General features: G+C 38.5%; 17 protein-coding genes. 10 read left to right on the forward strand and 7 right to left on the reverse strand.

From position 1 onward, the window contains the following. Positions 1–127 precede the first annotated feature (127 nt). Positions 128–973 (reverse strand): NAD(+) diphosphatase, encoded by an 846-nt coding sequence (nudC, locus tag V7O62_RS02560; protein ID WP_406657454.1) that lies wholly within the window; start codon positions 971–973, stop codon positions 128–130. Between the two features lie 52 nt (positions 974–1,025). Continuing rightward, complete coding sequence (locus V7O62_RS02565) at positions 1,026–1,418, reverse strand: thioredoxin family protein (RefSeq protein ID WP_406657455.1); 393 nt, start codon at positions 1,416–1,418, stop codon at positions 1,026–1,028. Between the two features lie 318 nt (positions 1,419–1,736). Between V7O62_RS02565 and V7O62_RS02570 the strand changes: the two genes are divergently transcribed. The 5 genes from V7O62_RS02570 to V7O62_RS02590 all read left to right on the forward strand — a co-directional run bounded on the left by V7O62_RS02570 (position 1,737) and on the right by V7O62_RS02590 (position 6,795). Next, a complete protein-coding gene (locus V7O62_RS02570; RefSeq protein ID WP_406658322.1) occupies positions 1,737–3,167 on the forward strand; it encodes a DUF92 domain-containing protein in 1,431 nt (476 codons plus the stop codon). Positions 3,168–3,236: 69 nt separating this feature from the next. Continuing rightward, a complete protein-coding gene (locus V7O62_RS02575) occupies positions 3,237–3,644 on the forward strand; it encodes a Mov34/MPN/PAD-1 family protein (RefSeq protein WP_406657457.1) in 408 nt (135 codons plus the stop codon). A gap of 611 nt (positions 3,645–4,255) precedes the next feature. Next, positions 4,256–5,107, forward strand: coding sequence for a YihY/virulence factor BrkB family protein (locus V7O62_RS02580; protein ID WP_406657458.1), 852 nt, complete (start codon positions 4,256–4,258; stop codon positions 5,105–5,107). An 82-nt stretch (positions 5,108–5,189) separates the two neighbouring features. Further along, on the forward strand, positions 5,190–5,630 hold the full coding sequence (locus tag V7O62_RS02585) for a pyridoxamine 5'-phosphate oxidase family protein (protein WP_406657459.1): 441 nt from the start codon (positions 5,190–5,192) through the stop codon (positions 5,628–5,630). Between the two features lie 760 nt (positions 5,631–6,390). Further along, positions 6,391–6,795, forward strand: coding sequence for a PaaI family thioesterase (locus tag V7O62_RS02590; RefSeq protein ID WP_406657460.1), 405 nt, complete (start codon positions 6,391–6,393; stop codon positions 6,793–6,795). A gap of 24 nt (positions 6,796–6,819) precedes the next feature. Here the strand turns inward: V7O62_RS02590 and V7O62_RS02595 are convergent, their stop codons facing one another. Continuing rightward, complete coding sequence (locus V7O62_RS02595; RefSeq protein ID WP_406657461.1) at positions 6,820–7,668, reverse strand: methanogenesis marker 8 protein; 849 nt, start codon at positions 7,666–7,668, stop codon at positions 6,820–6,822. Positions 7,669–7,698: 30 nt separating this feature from the next. Next, positions 7,699–9,000, reverse strand: coding sequence for a phenylacetate--CoA ligase family protein (locus V7O62_RS02600; protein WP_406658323.1), 1,302 nt, complete (start codon positions 8,998–9,000; stop codon positions 7,699–7,701). 253 nt (positions 9,001–9,253) lie between these two features. On the opposite strand from V7O62_RS02600, the gene V7O62_RS02605 reads away from it, so the two are divergent. Beyond that, entirely contained in the window at positions 9,254–10,555 is a 1,302-nt protein-coding gene (locus V7O62_RS02605; RefSeq protein WP_406657462.1) for a hypothetical protein, read from the forward strand. 73 nt (positions 10,556–10,628) lie between these two features. Here V7O62_RS02605 and V7O62_RS02610 read toward each other — a convergent pair whose 3' ends face one another. After that, positions 10,629–11,414: a helix-turn-helix transcriptional regulator gene (locus tag V7O62_RS02610; RefSeq protein WP_406657463.1), complete on the reverse strand. Its 786-nt coding sequence runs from the start codon at positions 11,412–11,414 to the stop codon at positions 10,629–10,631. Between the two features lie 355 nt (positions 11,415–11,769). Between V7O62_RS02610 and V7O62_RS02615 the strand changes: the two genes are divergently transcribed. After that, a complete protein-coding gene (locus V7O62_RS02615) occupies positions 11,770–13,293 on the forward strand; it encodes a PAS domain-containing sensor histidine kinase (RefSeq protein WP_406657464.1) in 1,524 nt (507 codons plus the stop codon). 216 nt (positions 13,294–13,509) lie between these two features. Here V7O62_RS02615 and V7O62_RS02620 read toward each other — a convergent pair whose 3' ends face one another. After that, a complete protein-coding gene (locus V7O62_RS02620; RefSeq protein ID WP_406657465.1) occupies positions 13,510–13,773 on the reverse strand; it encodes a hypothetical protein in 264 nt (87 codons plus the stop codon). A gap of 256 nt (positions 13,774–14,029) precedes the next feature. Between V7O62_RS02620 and V7O62_RS02625 the strand changes: the two genes are divergently transcribed. Next, positions 14,030–14,623 (forward strand): GNAT family N-acetyltransferase, encoded by a 594-nt coding sequence (locus V7O62_RS02625; protein ID WP_406657466.1) that lies wholly within the window; start codon positions 14,030–14,032, stop codon positions 14,621–14,623. Positions 14,624–14,750: 127 nt separating this feature from the next. Here the strand turns inward: V7O62_RS02625 and V7O62_RS02630 are convergent, their stop codons facing one another. Then, on the reverse strand, positions 14,751–14,918 hold the full coding sequence (locus tag V7O62_RS02630) for a hypothetical protein (protein WP_406657467.1): 168 nt from the start codon (positions 14,916–14,918) through the stop codon (positions 14,751–14,753). An 810-nt stretch (positions 14,919–15,728) separates the two neighbouring features. On the opposite strand from V7O62_RS02630, the gene V7O62_RS02635 reads away from it, so the two are divergent. Then, positions 15,729–17,513, forward strand: a complete 1,785-nt coding sequence (locus V7O62_RS02635; protein WP_406657468.1) for a methyl-accepting chemotaxis protein — start codon at positions 15,729–15,731, stop codon at positions 17,511–17,513. 17 nt (positions 17,514–17,530) lie between these two features. After that, on the forward strand, positions 17,531–18,043 hold the full coding sequence (locus tag V7O62_RS02640) for a chemotaxis protein CheW (RefSeq protein WP_406657469.1): 513 nt from the start codon (positions 17,531–17,533) through the stop codon (positions 18,041–18,043). Positions 18,044–18,058 lie beyond the last annotated feature (15 nt).

The raw sequence follows: 18,058 nt of genomic DNA on the forward strand, positions 1-18,058 counted from the left end.
TTGTACATTATCTTTGTGTAAGCAAAGACTTAAATGTATGATCAAATCCGAGCTTTAAGTCCAAGGTCCAGCTTAATGAATTTTACTTTTACAGTAGCACTGATACCTGATTTACGTTTTTACATCACTATTTGTGCTTGGACACAAAATAATCTACCAGTTTCCCGGAAATACTGTTACTTCTAGGGGCGTAAGGGATTTCATAATGCCTGAACCAAACTGCATCCTCTATCTCCCCATCATTAAATTGTATTTCACCCTTCAGGTACTTTGCCGTAAAAGCGATCATCAGGGAATCCGGATATGGCCAGGGCTGGCTTCCGAAATACGATATATCTTTTATGCAGATCCCTACCTCTTCCATAACTTCCCTTACAACAGCTTCTTCAATAGACTCGCCTGGTTCTACAAAACCTGCTATGAGACCATAACGTCCCGGAGGGAAATGGGGCGATCTGGCCATCAGGATTTTATCCTCTTTTTCGATCATGACAATAATTGCAGGTGAGATCTTTGGAAAGAACAGCAAGTTACATTCCAGGCATTGCTTTGCCCTTTCATCAGGCTTCCTGGAAGTTTTTGAACCGCATCGACCACAATGTTGTGTGTTGTTATCCCACTCCAGCAAATGGACGGCCCTGCCTGCGACAGACGCAAATGATTCTCCGACAATGTCCGGTAATTTTCTTATATCCTCAAAGATAACATTCTCAATTTCAGTAAAACAATCAGTTGTTTCAGCTGTAAAGCACGAAGATTCCCGTAACTCACCAAGATACTGCCTTCTTTGAACCTTTGCCCCAAAAGACATTATGTCATCTTCCAGAGGCAGTCTTATGTTATTGTTCTCGGATATGAGCAATAATTTCCTATCATTGAAAATAAAATAGTAGTCTGGGCTTTTTTCTTGTTTTTCCGGGGGATTTAGCAGAGGTAAAAATTCAAGGTCGGAAGCATTGCATTCTCGGATCATGTGCAGAATGAATAAGGAATGCAGGCTTTTAAAATAATTCGGTCTGCAAAATTTATTCGTAAGGTGAAATTTCATCCGGCAAAGGGGTTGTATGCAATACGCATTCGTCACCATGTTTTATCAGTTCTTCAATGGATTTTCGCAGTATGGACGGATAAACCATACCAACTTCTTCCTTGATCGGCCTGCCACGGCAGAAGAACTTGAAAGTAGGAGTTCCCTTTACACCGTATCTCCCGGCAGTCCTGGAACCAAAAAGCCCGTTAACCCTCACGAAAGTACACAAGCCACTAAACTCATTTGAATATTCTATGAAATACGGCTCTATCTCTTTACAATGAACACATCCCGGAAGGTAGAACATAACTACCATAGGTTTTTCCTGATTCTCGATAAGTTCGTCCCAATTCTCATCTGTTGCTTCTATCACAGCATTTCCATTCATTTTACAGCTCCCGTATAAGTTTGAATTTTTAAGATATAAATAGTTCTCCAGAGAGAAATTGTTCAGGCTTTTTAACGGAGTAGAACAATAGGTTTCCCTTATTTTGGTATATTTATTTCACCTTAGACTAAACCTGATTAAAATATACATTTCAGCTTTTGGGTGAAAAGTCTTTTGAAATGAAAATATATAAATTGAAGCATACATACTTCTACAAAACAGAGTTTCACGAAAAACATATTGAAATAATCATTATTGATTTATACTTTTATCTAGTATTCAAAGCATAAGTAATAAACCAAAAACGAATTGATGCCTATGCATATAATCCCTGAAAGCCTGGAAAAGATGGAACATGAATACAGACGCCAAATGATTCATGCCGCTTTTGGTTTACTTATATTTGCATTTCCATTCTTTAGCACCCTGACACTTTTAATGATAAGCTTGCTGTTGATGATCATACTGGGAAATTTCAGGGATTATCCGCCTATCGAAAAGTATCTCTATAAGAAACCTTTTCCGGGCTCAAGGCAAATGCTTACCGATGATATTAACGATGGTATTAAGAGTGCCCAGAATCTGACCCTGTCATTATTCATACTGCTTCTGATCAGTCTGCTGCTTGAATTAACATCATTCTCCTTACCTTTATATGTGATCGGTGGGGCCATGGCAATATCTACTTTTGGAAGCAGTGCAGCTACATTTATCCGTCACCGCAAGAAATTACAGATGATCAGGAATGAAAATATTAACGAAACCGGGTCAGAACACTATCTTCTTCCTTCCAGCATAGTCATGCTTGGGGTTGGTATTATCGCGGCATATATTGCCGGGTTATGGATCGTAAGCTGGGAAGGTAGCGGCGTAAGCAGGAATCTGATATTCTTTGTTGCTGTGATAGGTTCAATTACAGCTGCTCTTTTTGAATCCATCCCTTCAAAAGTTGATGATAATCTCTCGGTCCCTCTGGGGTCGGGAATGGTTATGTGGATGTTCCATTCTTTCGGGTTTTCAGTACCTCCATCCCAGATGTTCATTGCTCTTATTTTTTCCCTGGTCCTCGGCTACCTTGCCTACAGGACAAAAATAGCTGACCTCTCTGCACTTTTCAGTGCGGCACTGCTGGGAGTACTCATAATAGTCTTCAGTGAGATCTTCTGGTTTATTCTTTTGCTCACTTTTTTCATACTCGGAGGAATATTTACCAAATACAAATACAAATATAAGGAGTCCATTGGTCTTGCACAATCCAAGGGAGGTGTCCGGAGCTATGAGAATGTATTCAGCAATAGCACAGCTGCCCTGGTGTTGGCTATTTTATATGGAATCTACCCGCAATATGCGGAACTGATCATTTTTGCATACCTTGGAACTGTTGCTACAGCTACAGGAGACACACTTGCAAGTGAGATAGGGACAACCGCTCACTCCCAACCCATTATGATAACCACGCTCAAACCAACCCAGACCGGAGTCGACGGAGCAGTAACTGTTTTAGGAGAGATCGCAGCACTCTTGGGTTCTATGGTAATAGGAATACTTCCCGTGCTATTTTGCAGGGTTGAAGATGCTTCAATGGTGATATTGATAACCACAGCAGGAGGGTTTTTAGGGACAAACGTTGACAGCCTGCTGGGTGCAACCCTGCAGAAAAGAGGGATGCTTTCTAACAGCGGAGTTAATTTCGTTGCAACTTTTGCAGGTGCACTGATATCCGGAATCCTTTACCTGCTTTTAGTATGAACATCTATTGACAATATCCTGATCTGATGCTTCGAGAAATCTTATAAGCAGTCGTGACAATGCATTATTATGATAAAGAACATCGAGATCAAAGGCATCGCCAAGGATACCCTTGATTTCATTCTGGAGGTCAGCAGATCGACCTATCCCAATGAGTTTGCAGGTCTTCTTGAGGCAGAGGATGGCATCATAACCGATGTATTATTTCTTCCCGGAACGGAGTCAAGCGAAAGTAACGCCGTCTTGAAGCTCTTCATGATGCCCAATACTTCGGCTGTAGGCTCAGTGCACAGCCACCCCAGTTCAATTATTCGTCCATCAAAAGCCGATCTTAGACTGTTTAGTAAAACAGGTACAAGACACATTATTGCGGGTCATCCTTATGGCCACAAGAACTGGAAATGTTATGATGGTACCGGGCAAATTGTGGATTTGCCTGTGCTTGATGTAGATCTGGGGGATGAGGATGTACTATAGACTTGAAATAATTGTTTCATGATATAATTATGAAATGCGTTTTTGTAGCCATCAAAAGCAAGATTTGTTCGTATGTAGGCGATTGAATTTTCAATGCCATTGAAATATGTGGCTTCGCCTCCAATTAAACAGGGTTTAGGTTAAATAAAAACAGGTTTTACTTGCTACTGCGGGTTAGGGAAAGCCGCGGTTAGTACATATCTGTCCGGATCATCGGGGTAATTCCGGATTGGCAAGGAGAGAGACACCGAAAGCGTGGTGGTTTGTCAGGTGTCTCACCTTACTTTTATAACATGAAATTTCTTTGTTTCTAATGAATATTCTGAAACTGCTTATCTATTTTATTCTGAGCTATGACACTTGATAGCAGCATACATACAAAAAGCTTCCTATTTAGTTGTATATAATAAAAATTAACTTTGCCTTACTAATTTTGTTCATTGGCAAGTTGAAATAGATATAAGTCAAACCGGATTGCAAGCTCATTCTTTTCAGACCAGAATAAGCAATAGAAAATCTATTCTGAGAAAAAGAAACAATCGTAATCAATCAGCTTTCAATGCATAAAAGTATATTATCAAAAATGCAAATATGAGTGGGGACAGGAGTCCATGAGTAAAATTAAAGACATATTCATGGAAACATACCGCCGCTGGAGCGATTATGATGGAATAACCGACAGCGCAGCCCTTGCATTTATCTTTTTACTGAGCTTACCTGCCCTGATACTTTTTACGCTTTCGCTTGGAAGTATGTTCCTACAACAGAAGGCTCTTCAGCATAGGATCATTGCTTACGTCTCAACTATTGCAAGTCAGACAACCGTAGATACATTGAATGACCTTTTCGGGCAACTTCCAACTACAGGAACCACTACTTTAGGATTGATTATTAGTTCCTTACTTCTTCTCTGGACTGCAACGAATCTGTTCCGCCAGCTTCAAAAAACCATCAATGGAATGTGGAATGTCGAATATCATCACGAGACATGGTATGAAGATATTATTAAAAAAAGACTGGCATCCGTTGTTGCAGTATTTGCATTTGTTTTGATAATCGTACTTACAACTGCATTCGAATTTGCTTTACTCGAAATTTCCAGAAGGCTCAATTCACTTTTTCCACTATCTGTGAATATTATTCAGTACACTAGCCTCATCCTGAATTTTTTTATATTATTCATGATATTCATTTATCTATACAGGGTTCTTCCTGAGACCAGGTTGGATATGAAATATGTACTAACAGGATCCTTCATGACAGCTCTTTTAATCACTATAGGCAAATACGTTTTCAGTCTTTATCTTAGCATTAGTGATCCGACAAGTGTCTATGGAAGCATTGGTTCTATGATTGCAATTTTTCTGTGGATATATTATTCTGCAATCATAGTGACGATTATGATCCAGTTTACAAAGGTTTATGCAGACATCGATAGAGGTGTTGCAGTGGAAAAAAAATGAAGCGCTGCACTGCAAAGCTTATTTAACCCATCTTGAACTAAGTAGTATGCGTTAGAGCTATTCAGAGATTCGGGGGTTAGAAATGTCTGAAGAAACCAGAAAGAAAATATCAAATTACCTTTCCAGCCACAACTGGCTGAACCTTGGAACAGTGAATGAAGAAGGCAAACCCATGGTCCATACCATGGCATATGCTTCTGAAGGGGCAAAAGTCTACTTTACCACCAGAAAAGGTACCCAAAAAGTCACTCACATGATGAGTAATCCAAGCGTTGCATTCACAGTTGACGAAGATGATGTGAATGTAAAGGAAATAAAGGGAGTACAGATGGAAGGAAAAGCATCTCTTGTCAAGGATATGAAAGAAGCCGAAAAGGCACGACACCTAATGATGGACAAATATCCCTCCATGTCGGAGATGCCAGCAACAGAAGAATATATTCTCTTCAAAGTGGAACCCGTGAAAGCATACTATCTTGACTATACCAAAGGCTTTAATCACAGGGACGAAGAAACATACTGAAATGATTAATCTTTGAGCTCCTCAGTCTATCTTCGATCTTATCTGCTATGGGCTCAACAGCACCATTTTGAATTATAACGTTTAGCAGGAACAATGAAATAAAAAGCAAATGGAAATATATCCATTTGCTTCCAATCCTTATCCCAACCCTACACTCACCCCTTTTTGTGGTACAGAAGATTATTACAAGACTCCATGATAACTCAGGTAGGAGTAATACACGAAGAGTGAGACCAATAGAGAAACTATCAGCGTTGCAAAGTTGGAAGCACTATGGTCAACGTGGTATTCCGTCATGTTTGATCATGATATTGTTGGAGTCTATGATATTTATAGTTTTGTCTAATTTATCACGATTAATCATTTTATTCTATACCATACGAACAAAGATAGAAAAAGGAACATCAAAATCCAAAAAAGGAATTTTTTGAAGAAATCGACATCAATAAACCTTACATGTTTGAATGAGTGAGGGAAATTGAAAATACGATTATATATGGAAACTTTGCACAACAGTATTCTTATGATCTATGGAAAGGCAGAAATAATCTGACAAAAGGGAGGAGTCTATCATGGTTTATCGTCATATTCTAAAGTAAAAATAATATTACAAATATTCTCTCATGATTAATCTGTATATTTATAATCCGAAAGTATCGATAACCTAAAAATTAATATCCGAACTATGTCAGAACAAATTTGTAAGATGAAAGATTAAGACTATTTTCATAACATTTTTCTAATAAAGAAGAGATTAAACATGGACAAGATTCTGAAGTATTTCCAGCAGGAGAATTTTGGAAAGAGCTCAGGTATGAGCTTAATTGAAGTTTCCAAAGGCTACGCAAAGGCCGAAATGAAGATTGAAAAAAGACATCTGAATGTTCTTGGAACTGTTCACGGAGGTGCTATATTCACACTTGCAGACATGGCTTTTGCAGCTGCATCTAATTCTCATGGTACTGTTGCTGTAGCTATCAACTGTGATATTTCCTTCGTAAAAGCTGTGGGTGAAGGATGCCTCTATGCAGAAGCAAAGGAAACCTCTATCAATCCCAAGATTGCCACTTATGATGTTATCATTAAAGATGACAAAGGAGACACCATTGCGATCTTCAATGGAATGGCTTACAGAAAAAAAGATTCACTCAAACTTTTAGATTAAAAAACTAAAACTGGTTTCTAAAATCTAAACCAGTTCCTTTGGCTGCCTCTCCTCCGGCAGGGAAGGTAACTTTGTAGAGCTTACAAGTAAGGGAGATTCCACATCTTTTGCTCTTTCAAGGAGAAGCTCTTTGCCTCTTTGAGTAATGCCGAAAAGAGGAACAGCATTCCCGACTTGTACCAATGGCTTCACAAGTTCACGGATACACTTTGAAGCACAACTTGTCACAATGTCCAGATGTTTCAATAACTCTGCGGTATAAGCAGCATCAATCCCTGTTACATGAGCACCGATTAATGTCAGTTCCAGGTCGAGATCTTTTTCAAGTTCACGCAGTTCTCTTGCTGTTTCAGGGAAGACAACTGACGCTGCAATCTTTTTGTACCCCAGTTGTGCAGCTTTCTTTACTCCACCTACAGGATCTATGCTGGCTGTTGAAGGATCAAGAACAATGCCACCTCTGTCGGCAATACCATTTATTACTGCATCAATGGGCTCGGTTTCGACTAATCCTGAAATACGCGCTCCCATGCCCTGGACAAGAGAAGGATTGTTTGTGATAACAGTCCCTGCGCCATCACAAACTGTTACAGTAGTATCGATAATACCCCTGTTCAATCCGGTCATCATTACTTCGGATGCACCGAAGCCGACGAAGACATTCATTTCAAGCTGACGTTCCGGTGTGAAAAGTCCGAAATCCCGGATACGGAATTCCATATTTTTACGAACCTCTTCCTTGGTGATATTTTGGATACCCCGTGCTTTTTCAAAAATAGGGCACCATTTTACCTGCGGTTCACCCACTTCAACAACTTTGCCATCCTCAACAACTACTCTTGCACGTCCCAGAATTTCCATTACATGTGGCATTTGGTCACCTTTTAATCAGTATAATTTAACTTAGAGCGCATTTCTTCTGTCTATGACCTTTTTTGACTTACCTTCAGTCCTCGGGATAGTTCCCTTTTCAACAAGTTCGACATTAGTCCTTATGTTCAGGACACTTTTTAATTCATTCTCAACATGTCTTTTTACTGAAGCCAAGTCTTTCAGTTCGCCGGTGAACGCATTTTCTTCGAGTTCGACTTTTACTGTCAGCTCATCCAGCATTTTCTGATTCCTGTCGAGTAAGACCTGGAAATGTTCCGTGACTTCAGGCACTTTTGCTATGACATCCTCGACCTGCGATGGAAATACATTGATACCCCTTACAATAAGCATATCATCGGCTCTTCCAAGCAGCCTGGATATACGTGTTGTCGTTCTGCCACATCCGCACTCACTTTCAAGAAGCCGTGTAATGTCACCTGTCCGGTATCTAATGATTGGCAGAGCCTCTTTTGTTAGAGATGTCAATACAAGTTCACCTTTTTCACCTTCAGCAACCTGTTCTCCTTCCTCATCAAGCACCTCAACAAGGAAATGGTCACTCCACAAATGCAAACCGTCCTGATGTTCACATTCAAAAGCCACGCCGGGTCCCATGAGCTCGGATAATCCGTAAGAATCATATGCCTTTATGTTAAGAGCACTTTCAAGTTGTTTTCGGGTATTTGCGGACCAGGGTTCCGCACCGAAGCATCCTACCCTCAATGAAAGTTTGTCAACAATATCCATTTCCTGTGCAGTCTCCGCAAGATAAAGAGCATAAGAAGGAGTACAATGCAGAGCTGTAACACCAAAGTCTATCATCATTTCAAGCTGGCGGGACGTGTTACCTGTGCCGCTTGGCACTGTCATTGCACCGACTCTCTCAACACCATAATGGAAGCCCAGGCCACCTGTGAATAAACCATAGTTTACGGCATTCTGGAACACATCATCCTCACCAAGTCCCACCATTGTAAGGTTTCTTGCCATAAGGTCGGACCAGGTCTCTATATCCTGTCTTGTGTATCCGACAACAGTTGCTTTTCCACTTGTTCCTGAAGAGGCGTGGATACGTATAATATCTTTTCTAGGAACAGCAAAAAGCCCAAAAGGATAATTGTCGCGGAGATCTGTTTTCCGGGTAGTTGGAAGTTTACTTATGTCAGCAACCGACCTGATGTCATCCGGTTTTATTCCAAGCTGCCTGAACTTTTCTCTGTAAAATGGCACATTATTATAAACAGATGCAGCCGTCTTTTTCAAACGTTTTGATTGCAATGCCACTAATTCATCCTTTTTCATTGTTTCATACTTTGGCTGCCAGTATTTCATAAGAGCATCTCCACAAGCATCCAACATAGAGCTTCCTGTTTAAATGGTTTACTCTTAAAAACGGTAGACATCACACCACAAAGAATAGGATGAACATAGACATTATATATTTATACATAATATTATAATTTTATCCATAAATAAGTAGTTTATGTACATAAACAATTGAAACGTGAACATATTTTATTATATATTGCCATAATATATTAAATACTGTACAATAATTCATTTCTTCACAAGTGGTGTGAGAGAAATGGACGGGAAATTAAAAGGAAACTGTTTTTTGCTTTTAATTATCATCAGCCTGGCATGTACTCCATTCGTGATGGCAGGTAGTAATAGTACTACTGCAGGTGACAATATCATCACGGAAGTAAACGTGCATTACAAAGTCATGCCTGAAGAGGAGATCGTCCACGTAACAAAGGAAATCGTCTTTTTTAACAACAATCCAGGTACCAAGTACTGGCAAGGTTACTATTCAACTTACAATTATTATCTTCCGGAAAGTGCCAGGAATATCAGGTCATATGACAAGGAGGACAATTTGTATTTCAACCAGGATAAGGCAGGTTATTATGTGTTTAATTTCAACAGGAAAGTATGGCACGAAGAGAGCTACACATTTTGCATTGAATATGACCTGACGATAAATAAGAATACAGCTGTTTTCTACCTGAGTGAGTATGGTGACAATACGGCTGTTAGCCTGGAAATTCCATCTGATTTTGATACCCACCTGACAAGAGAAGATTATAAACTGGAAGAAAAGAAGTATTCGAATGTTTATAAATTTGAAAAAGGGCAGGAATGGTCAGGTTCCTGTCTTGTAAACTCTGCCAGACACACTGATTACTCCATTCTCAAAGAGACTGTTCAATTGCAGGAAAAGAACGTTGATGTCACTATAAGATATTGGGAAGGGGAAGAAGAATGGGCCAAAAACATGATGAATACTGCAAGTGAAAGCCTTCCAATATTGGAAGAAACCTGGGGAGTAGCATATCCCGTATCATATAACATAACTATAACACAGGCCAACATTACGGAGACCGGCGGTTATGGAGGTTATAATGAAGGAAGTAAAGGGATATGGATGTTACACACATCAAGTAATGAAATCCTCATTCATGAACTCGCACATTACTGGACTCGTGCCTGTGACTTTGACCAGCTCTGGATGGACGAGGGATATGCGGACCTTTACACGTATATTGTCCTGAATCAGATCACACCGGAAAAAGCTGAAGAAAGGAAGGACCGTTTCCTGCAAAAATATGACACTTTAAAAACACAGTACGAGATTCCGCTCACAGAATGGAGCACACCCGAAAGTCTTGATTCAATGACACAGGAAGAAGTTGATTTTGGTTACAAAAAGGCATTCGCACTTACTTTTACACTTTACGAGGATATAGGCCTCGAAGCCCTTCAAGAGTCTAATCTTGAGTTTATGAGTTCAACTGCTCCAATAGATACAGAGATGTTCATGGAAAGCATTGATTCATCTTCAGGTAATTGCCAGGAAGAGATCAAGGAGTACCTGTATAGTTAAAAAGCTAACGAAATTAGGAAAATGAAGACACAGGATGAAACCTGTGATCTTTAAAAGTTTCCTGTCAAGAATTTTATATATCTGTAATCGGCGTGGATTTTGCTTTATAATACTCACAGAGTTCTCTGCACCATTTAACTGCACCAGGGTTACAGCATAGGAGCTCTTTACTGTCATAGTCACCGGTTTTTCTTAGTAATTTGAAAGAAGCACAGTGATCATTGTATCCGAAAGACAGGAATTTAATTTCACCAGAATATACGAACAATTCCATCTTTCCACTGTTAAGGTAGCCTCTGAATTCTTCATAATTATCTTCTTGTATTTTTTCAAATAATTCTGCACTAATAATTAATGATATATACAAACCGCTAGCTATCCATTCAGAATAAATAGACGGAAAATTAGGATATAAAAATGTGATTACCTTAGTTACTCTTCTTGACTCTTTGCTTTTTTCAAAAAATTCTTTATTGATTTCATGTAGTTCAGTCATGTCGGGGATGAACACTTTACAGGAACCAAGTTCATTCAAGCGCTTGAATAAATCAGGAGGAATGAAATCCAGCTGACGTTCTCCCCAGTAGGCAATATCGATATCGAGAACTTCAACAGTATCCACAAGTGCACTCATTTCCTCAACTACCAACTGACCGATCGTCGTAAGCTCATAAGTGTCATCCCGATGATCTACAAGCTTGCTCTCTTCCAAAATACGGATCTGAGGAAGCAACGCCTGACGGGTTGTTTCCAAAGAACACAGGAGAGTGTTTGTCTCTTTCATGCCATCCTGAAGTAACAAGAGTACATTCTTTCTTTTTTCCGACATGAAAAGTACATCAAGTAATTGTTTCTTCATTTTCTCCTCTATTCTAATGTAGTTTGTTCACCTGGCTGATTACCCACTCAGAAATCAATTAGCTACAATAAGCATACAATAGTAATAATTTTATTAGCATACTATATAAAACTAATTTCCAGCAGAACAGACTTGAGAGCACTCAATGATGCATTTTTTTAATGCTAACTGGATAAGAACACATTTAAATACATTCAACATCGTAATTTATCTATTATATGGAATAAAGATACAGGAAATATCTTCCAAATATCTGTTAATTCAAATAATTATCAGAATTTGGAATACCTGATTTCATTCGGTCTGACAGAACAGATTTTCATTATTAATCCATACACTGGCTTGCCGAGGTTGCATGAAAAAGGAAAAATTTCAATATACCAGAAATGAAGATAGTTCAGTATTCTCTGAAGATGATATGTACAAGTCCTTTTTTAAGGAAAATAATGCAGTTATCCTCCTTGTAGATCCTGATACCTCCTATATCGTAGATGCAAACCTGGCAGCATGTAAGTATTATGGCTGGACATTTGAAGAAATAAGCTCTAAGAAGATCGATGAGATAAACTCATTATCAGCTAAAGAGATCGAAGCTGAGATCGAAAGAGCTGCGGTTGAACAGAGAAACTATTTCTTCTTCAAACACCGCCTTGCAAATGGTACAATCCGCTATGTTGAGGTTTACTGCGGTCCCATGAAACTTGATTCACGACGTTTACTCTATTTTATAGTTCATGATATCACTGAGCGCAAGCTGGCGGAAGAGGAACTGCGAAGCAAAGAAATGCAACTTCGCACTGCACAAAAAGTAAGCAGTGTCGGAAGTTGGGAAATTAACCTTAGCACAGGCAAAGTTGATGCTTCTGATGAAGCACGAAGAATATATGGCCTTGAAGGTGAAAAACTCACTATTGAAAGAATACAAAAAGTACCATTGCCAGAATATCGTTCAATTATGGACAAACTACTGAGTGACCTTATAGAAAAAAATCGACCTTATGAAATACAATTCAAAATCAAAAGGCAAACCGATGGCATAGTACTCGACATACACTCCGTTGCAGAATACTATGCTGAAAGAAATGTGATCATAGGAACAATTCAGGATGTCAGTGAGCGTATGCAGGCTGAAAGGGAATTACTTAGTGCTAAAATTGCTGCTGAGGCTGCCAGCCGTAGCAAAGATGAATTCCTGGCTACTATGAGCCATGAGCTTCGAACCCCTTTGAATTCAATAATAGGTTTTTCGGACATACTGCTTGATGAAACATTTGGTAACCTGAATGAAAAACAGGCATCGTACATAATTCATATCTCAAAAGGAGGTAAGCACCTCTTAAATCTCATTAATAATATCCTTGATCTTTCAAAAGTTGAAGCAGGAAAGATGGAACTGGACTATGAACAATTCCATGTTTCCAGTTCAATTGATGAAATCAAGACAGTAATATATCCTCTTGCAATAAAGAAAAATATCCGGCTGAATGTCAAAGTTGATTCTCACCTGGATAAGATTGATGCAGACAAAACCAAATTCAAGCAGATCCTTTACAATCTTACAAGCAATGCTATTAAATTCACTCCTAAAAAGGGCAATGTGACAATTGAAGCAAGAAAATCCGGAGAATTTGCTCAGGTCAGCATAACTGATACAGGAATTGGAATTTCGAAGAGTGATATGAAAAAACTTTTCCAACCATTCAAACAGCTTAATCCTTACCTGACACGCGAATACGAAGGTACCGGATTAGGTCTTGCGCTTGTGAAAAAATTTGTGGAGATGCACAATGGCAATATTTGGGTTGAGAGTGAAGTTGGAGAAGGCAGCATTTTCACATTTACTCTCCCACTCAACTGTGTAATCGGCGATAAGCCATAAACTATTTTGAATATAGGTTGAAATCAGACTGCGAAAGGAGAGCACTTTCAGATTCGTAATTCCTGTAAACCATGAAGACCCAGTAGCAGCAAAGATAAAAAAGAAGAAAATAAAGAGTTATAATGGTAAGATAGTCGATTTCAAGATATAAAAATAAGCAGCAGCAGTAAACTCACCACTGCCAATTATACCATTATTAAGATAACCATTATTGCCTTAATCATTCAGTTCCTCGAGAAGACTATCAGCATCTTGTTTTGATAAAAATACTCCTTCTTTGTCATCAGCTACATGCACTCCTGAATCCGTGAAACTCATGTTTAAGAATCCAAAAGCAGACATCGTACCAAAAGGGTTGTCGGAATCAATTCCTTCAAGCTCCATCTTAAAAATCGAAAGATAGTTTTTTGGAACAAAGATAGCATCGCCACTCATGTCTGTAATAACGATACCATCCATGCCTATTGAAAAGTTACTCATTCTTATTCTCCGTTTTTTATAGCAGACCCGGCGCATTGATTCCGGATCATTTTGTACATATAGAACTCTTCACTTAAAAAGTCGTTGTCGCAATATAGTTCGACAGTTGCTGATTCTTCCTCAATTTTCAATAAACAACATAGAATTATACGAAAGATGTTTCGCAAATGATATAATACAAAAGAACCTTTTATTGTAACAAGTAACACCGTTAACAGAGCCTCATTTATCAGCATACACAATCAAATCGATCAGAATGACAGTAACAGCACTTATGAGAGAATTTATTTGGAAAATGCATACCGGCAAAAGACAGTCATTTGCTGCTTCCAAACTTTTACTGGGCAGTCTTGTGACCCAAAAGTGGATCACGACACCAGACAGGAATGTTACCAACGTAAGTGATGAAATGCTTAAAGGTATGCTGAAACTCTATAATGAGAATTTCACAGAGATAAATGAAAAACGATTTGCAAAATATGTCCGTTTTTTCAAAAAGACTACCTACGTATATATAGTTAACAATGAGGTTAAAGGCTACTGTCTGTACTACATAAAGCCTTCCTTATCGGCATCAGGAATCAAAAAAATAGCCACGCTTTATTCATTTGCAGTTGATGGCAGATGCAGGAGGCAGGGGATAGGGATCAAACTGTTACAAAAGAGCATACATGAAATGAAATTGAATTCTATTGATCACATTACGTTGTATGTTGCAAGGGACAATGAATCTGCTATAAAACTGTATAAGAAAGTAGGCTTTGAGATAAAGGAAGAATTAATGGATATATGTGGTCCGGGGAAAAGATGCTATAAGATGGAAATCAGGTTAGATGAAACAGGCAGTTAATTATCTGAATAACTTTCAGGAAAATAAAGTTGTTATCAAAAACAGAACTGTTACGATTAAGGAAATATGAATCATTATAAAAAGAATTAGTTAAAAAGTTTTTTCAACTTGAATGCATGATTTTAAGTCAGCCTTCTAAACTTCCTTCAATTTTGCCACCATCATAGGTGCAACGAGTATTAATTACTCCTTGCAGGATGGGTCTGTAGTCAGCATCATCATCTTCACTGGTAACTACAGCAGCTAAGTTGTGTTCAAGATCACTACTTTTTGTCCAATTCTTTGTTGGTTTCATTTTATCCCCTTGTGTGCTAGAATTATTTCATAAATGAAATAATATATAGTGTTTGTACCAGTCTTTTACGTATGTCTATAACTGGCTATATATTCCAGAAAAACGGTTTTCTTGATTCAAGCCAAAGGTTTTGGTTTTCAATATTTTTCAATTGAAAACTGACTTAAATGTTATCGATTGTAGTTATGATGAAGCAACGTACAAACTAAATTGTCTCATGCTTCTCTACCACAGATCCGATTAATCCCTTTATCTGGAAACTCCACTCCTAAGCTTTGCGAATACCCCTATTCACAATCCCTAATAAGTTATTTTTTTATTTAAACTAAACTGTTATTAATAGTACAATTAATACTATCTTTTGTCCATAAATGATTTTTTAATACTATTAAAATTTCAAATTGGTTTGTTGATTGCGAATTTAAAATCTGCAATTTCCAGATCAAATGAAACAATATAAGCAGACCTGAAAGCCAAGGCACAAGAGAACTTTTTCTTGCAATCTGGCATCTTTGAATTAATCATATTACCGGAATTTTCATAGAACCGATATTCAAATTGAGCTTATTTTCTTACGGAACATTCGAGATATATATGCCTATATATGTCACTATAATCTCATAATTATAGTTTTAATTTTTATATAAAAATTTATATGGAATGCTTGCGATATTACAGGATGATCATTTACACAGGGATTTTTACTGATTAAGGAACGATAATTTTAAGTCATCAAGTTCTACCCGGATTCCTGTTTTTCCAATAGCATTACAATGAACAAAAAATGAGCATACATGTAGGAGAAATAAAATGAAAAAATTGAATGATTTGAAAGTCGGAACAAGATTAGGAGGAGCTTTTTTTGTACTAACCATAATGTTGCTTGCAACATCGGGTATTGCTTATTGGGGAATGAGCTCAATGGCGTCCTCTGAAAAAATGGTAGAACAGAGGTCAAATGACATAAATGTTATTCACCGAATGGAGTTTTATGCTGTAAAACAGTATCAGAACCAGGCAGATTACATAATAAACGGCGATAAAGTATCAATTGATGATTTTGAAGAAAGTGCCTCAAATTTTGAAAAGAATCTTTTGATTGCAGAAGGAATTGTTGATACTGAGGAGGAAATACGGCTTCTTGAAGAAATAAAAGCGATTGATGCTGAATATGATGCGCTTTTCTACAATGAAGTTGTTCCTGCAGTTGAAGCTGATGACAGGGAATTGATCAAACAGTTAGATGGTGAATCTGATGCCCTGATGTCAAGCATGCTTGCAAAAAATGAAATTATCATTGGGTCTCTTGAGGATGAAGTGGTAGAGGCAAGTAATGATTTTGATGCTGCACATAGTATGGCAGTTACAAGTATCCTCGCTTTTGCAATAACTGCAATTGTCGCTGCAATAGTTCTTGGAATACTGATTACAAAGTCAATCACAAATCCTCTCGGTGAAATGGTTGAGACCGCAAACAAAGTTGCAGATGGAGACCTTACATCAGAGATCACAAATACTTCAAATGATGAGATCGGACAACTGGCCACATCAATAACAAACATGGTAGGTAACCTGCATCATCTTATAGGAAACATACAGGGAACAGCCGCAAATGTTTCATCTACGGCACAGGAAATGTCCGCATCTACTGAACAGATGACAGCTGCTTCCAATCAGATATCTGAAACCGTTTCGGATATTTCAGTTGGTGCACAGACCCAGTCATCAAAGACAGAAGATGTTTCTCGTGCAATGACTGATATGAACCAGAGTGTACAGGAAGTTGCTTCTAATTCACAAAAAGCAGCCGATAATGCAAACAATGCAAACATGCTTACCAAGGAAATCAGTTCTGCTTCAAATGATCTTCTTGAAAAAATGGATGGAATCCAGAATGCATCAACAGAGACCGGAAAGGTCATTAAGGAACTTGATGAGAAATCCAAGAAGATTGGCGAGATAGTTAACCTCATAACCAGCATTGCAGACCAGACCAACCTGCTCGCTCTTAATGCGGCAATCGAAGCTGCACGTGCAGGAGAACACGGACGTGGATTTGCAGTAGTTGCAGACGAGGTCAGGAAACTTGCAGAGGAATCCGGTACTGCTGCCCAGGATATTTCAAACCTGATAGCAGAGATTCAGAATAGCACCCAAGATGCTGTTTTGTCCATGGAACAGGCTGGAAATGAGGTCGAAGTTGGTGCTAATTCGTTAAAAGAGACTGTAGAATCAATGTCCGAGGTTGTCAGTGCAATAGATGACGTTGCAACAATGATTGAAGATATTGCAGCTTCTGCGGAAGAACAGGCTGCATCCATTGAAGAAATTAGCGCTTCAGTAGAAGATGTTTCCTCTGTATCCGAGGAGTCAGCCGCCGGAACTGAAGAAGCATCAACTGTAGTGGAAGAGCAGACTGCATCCATGCACGAGCTTTCAAAATCTGCACAGGAACTGGCACAGATGGCAGACAATTTGATGGGTGTAACATCCAGATTCAAGCTGGACATTGATGAAGAAAATATTTCAAGAAGAGAAATTGTTGATGAAAACAAGACCATTCTTACAGATGAACTGAAAACAACGCTTGTATAATAGAACGGGGAACAAAAATGTCAGAATTAACAATAAATGATAACAGTTCTACAGAAGAACTGCTTCAACTTGTCGTTTGCCAGCTTGCAGAGGAAGAATATGGTGTGAAAATTTCCAGCGTCAAGGAAATTATTCGAATACCTGATATTACTAAAATACCACAGATTCCTGACTATGTGGAAGGAGTCATTAACCTTCGAAATAAAATCATTCCGGTAATTAGTCTTGCAGGCAAATTCAATCTTCCACAAAGTGAAACAAATGACCAGTCCCGGATAGTTATTGTGGAAATCGGGAACATTGTTGCCGGGATGATTGTAGATGCTGTGACTGAAGTTTTACGAATACCTGTCGGAAACATCGAGTCAGCACCTGAAATAATCACCTCGAAGATTAGTGAAAAATACATAGAAGGTGTTGGCAAAATCGATGAAAGACTGCTCATACTGCTTGATATTGACCATATCTTTACCGAAGAGCAAAAAATGAACATCAGCAATCTGGCAGATGCAGGATCTATTCCTGCATAATTTCCTTTTTTAGTA

Origin of the sequence: Methanolobus sp. ZRKC2 (assembly GCF_045291185.1) — an archaeon.
Taxonomy (GTDB): Archaea; Halobacteriota; Methanosarcinia; order Methanosarcinales; family Methanosarcinaceae; genus Methanolobus.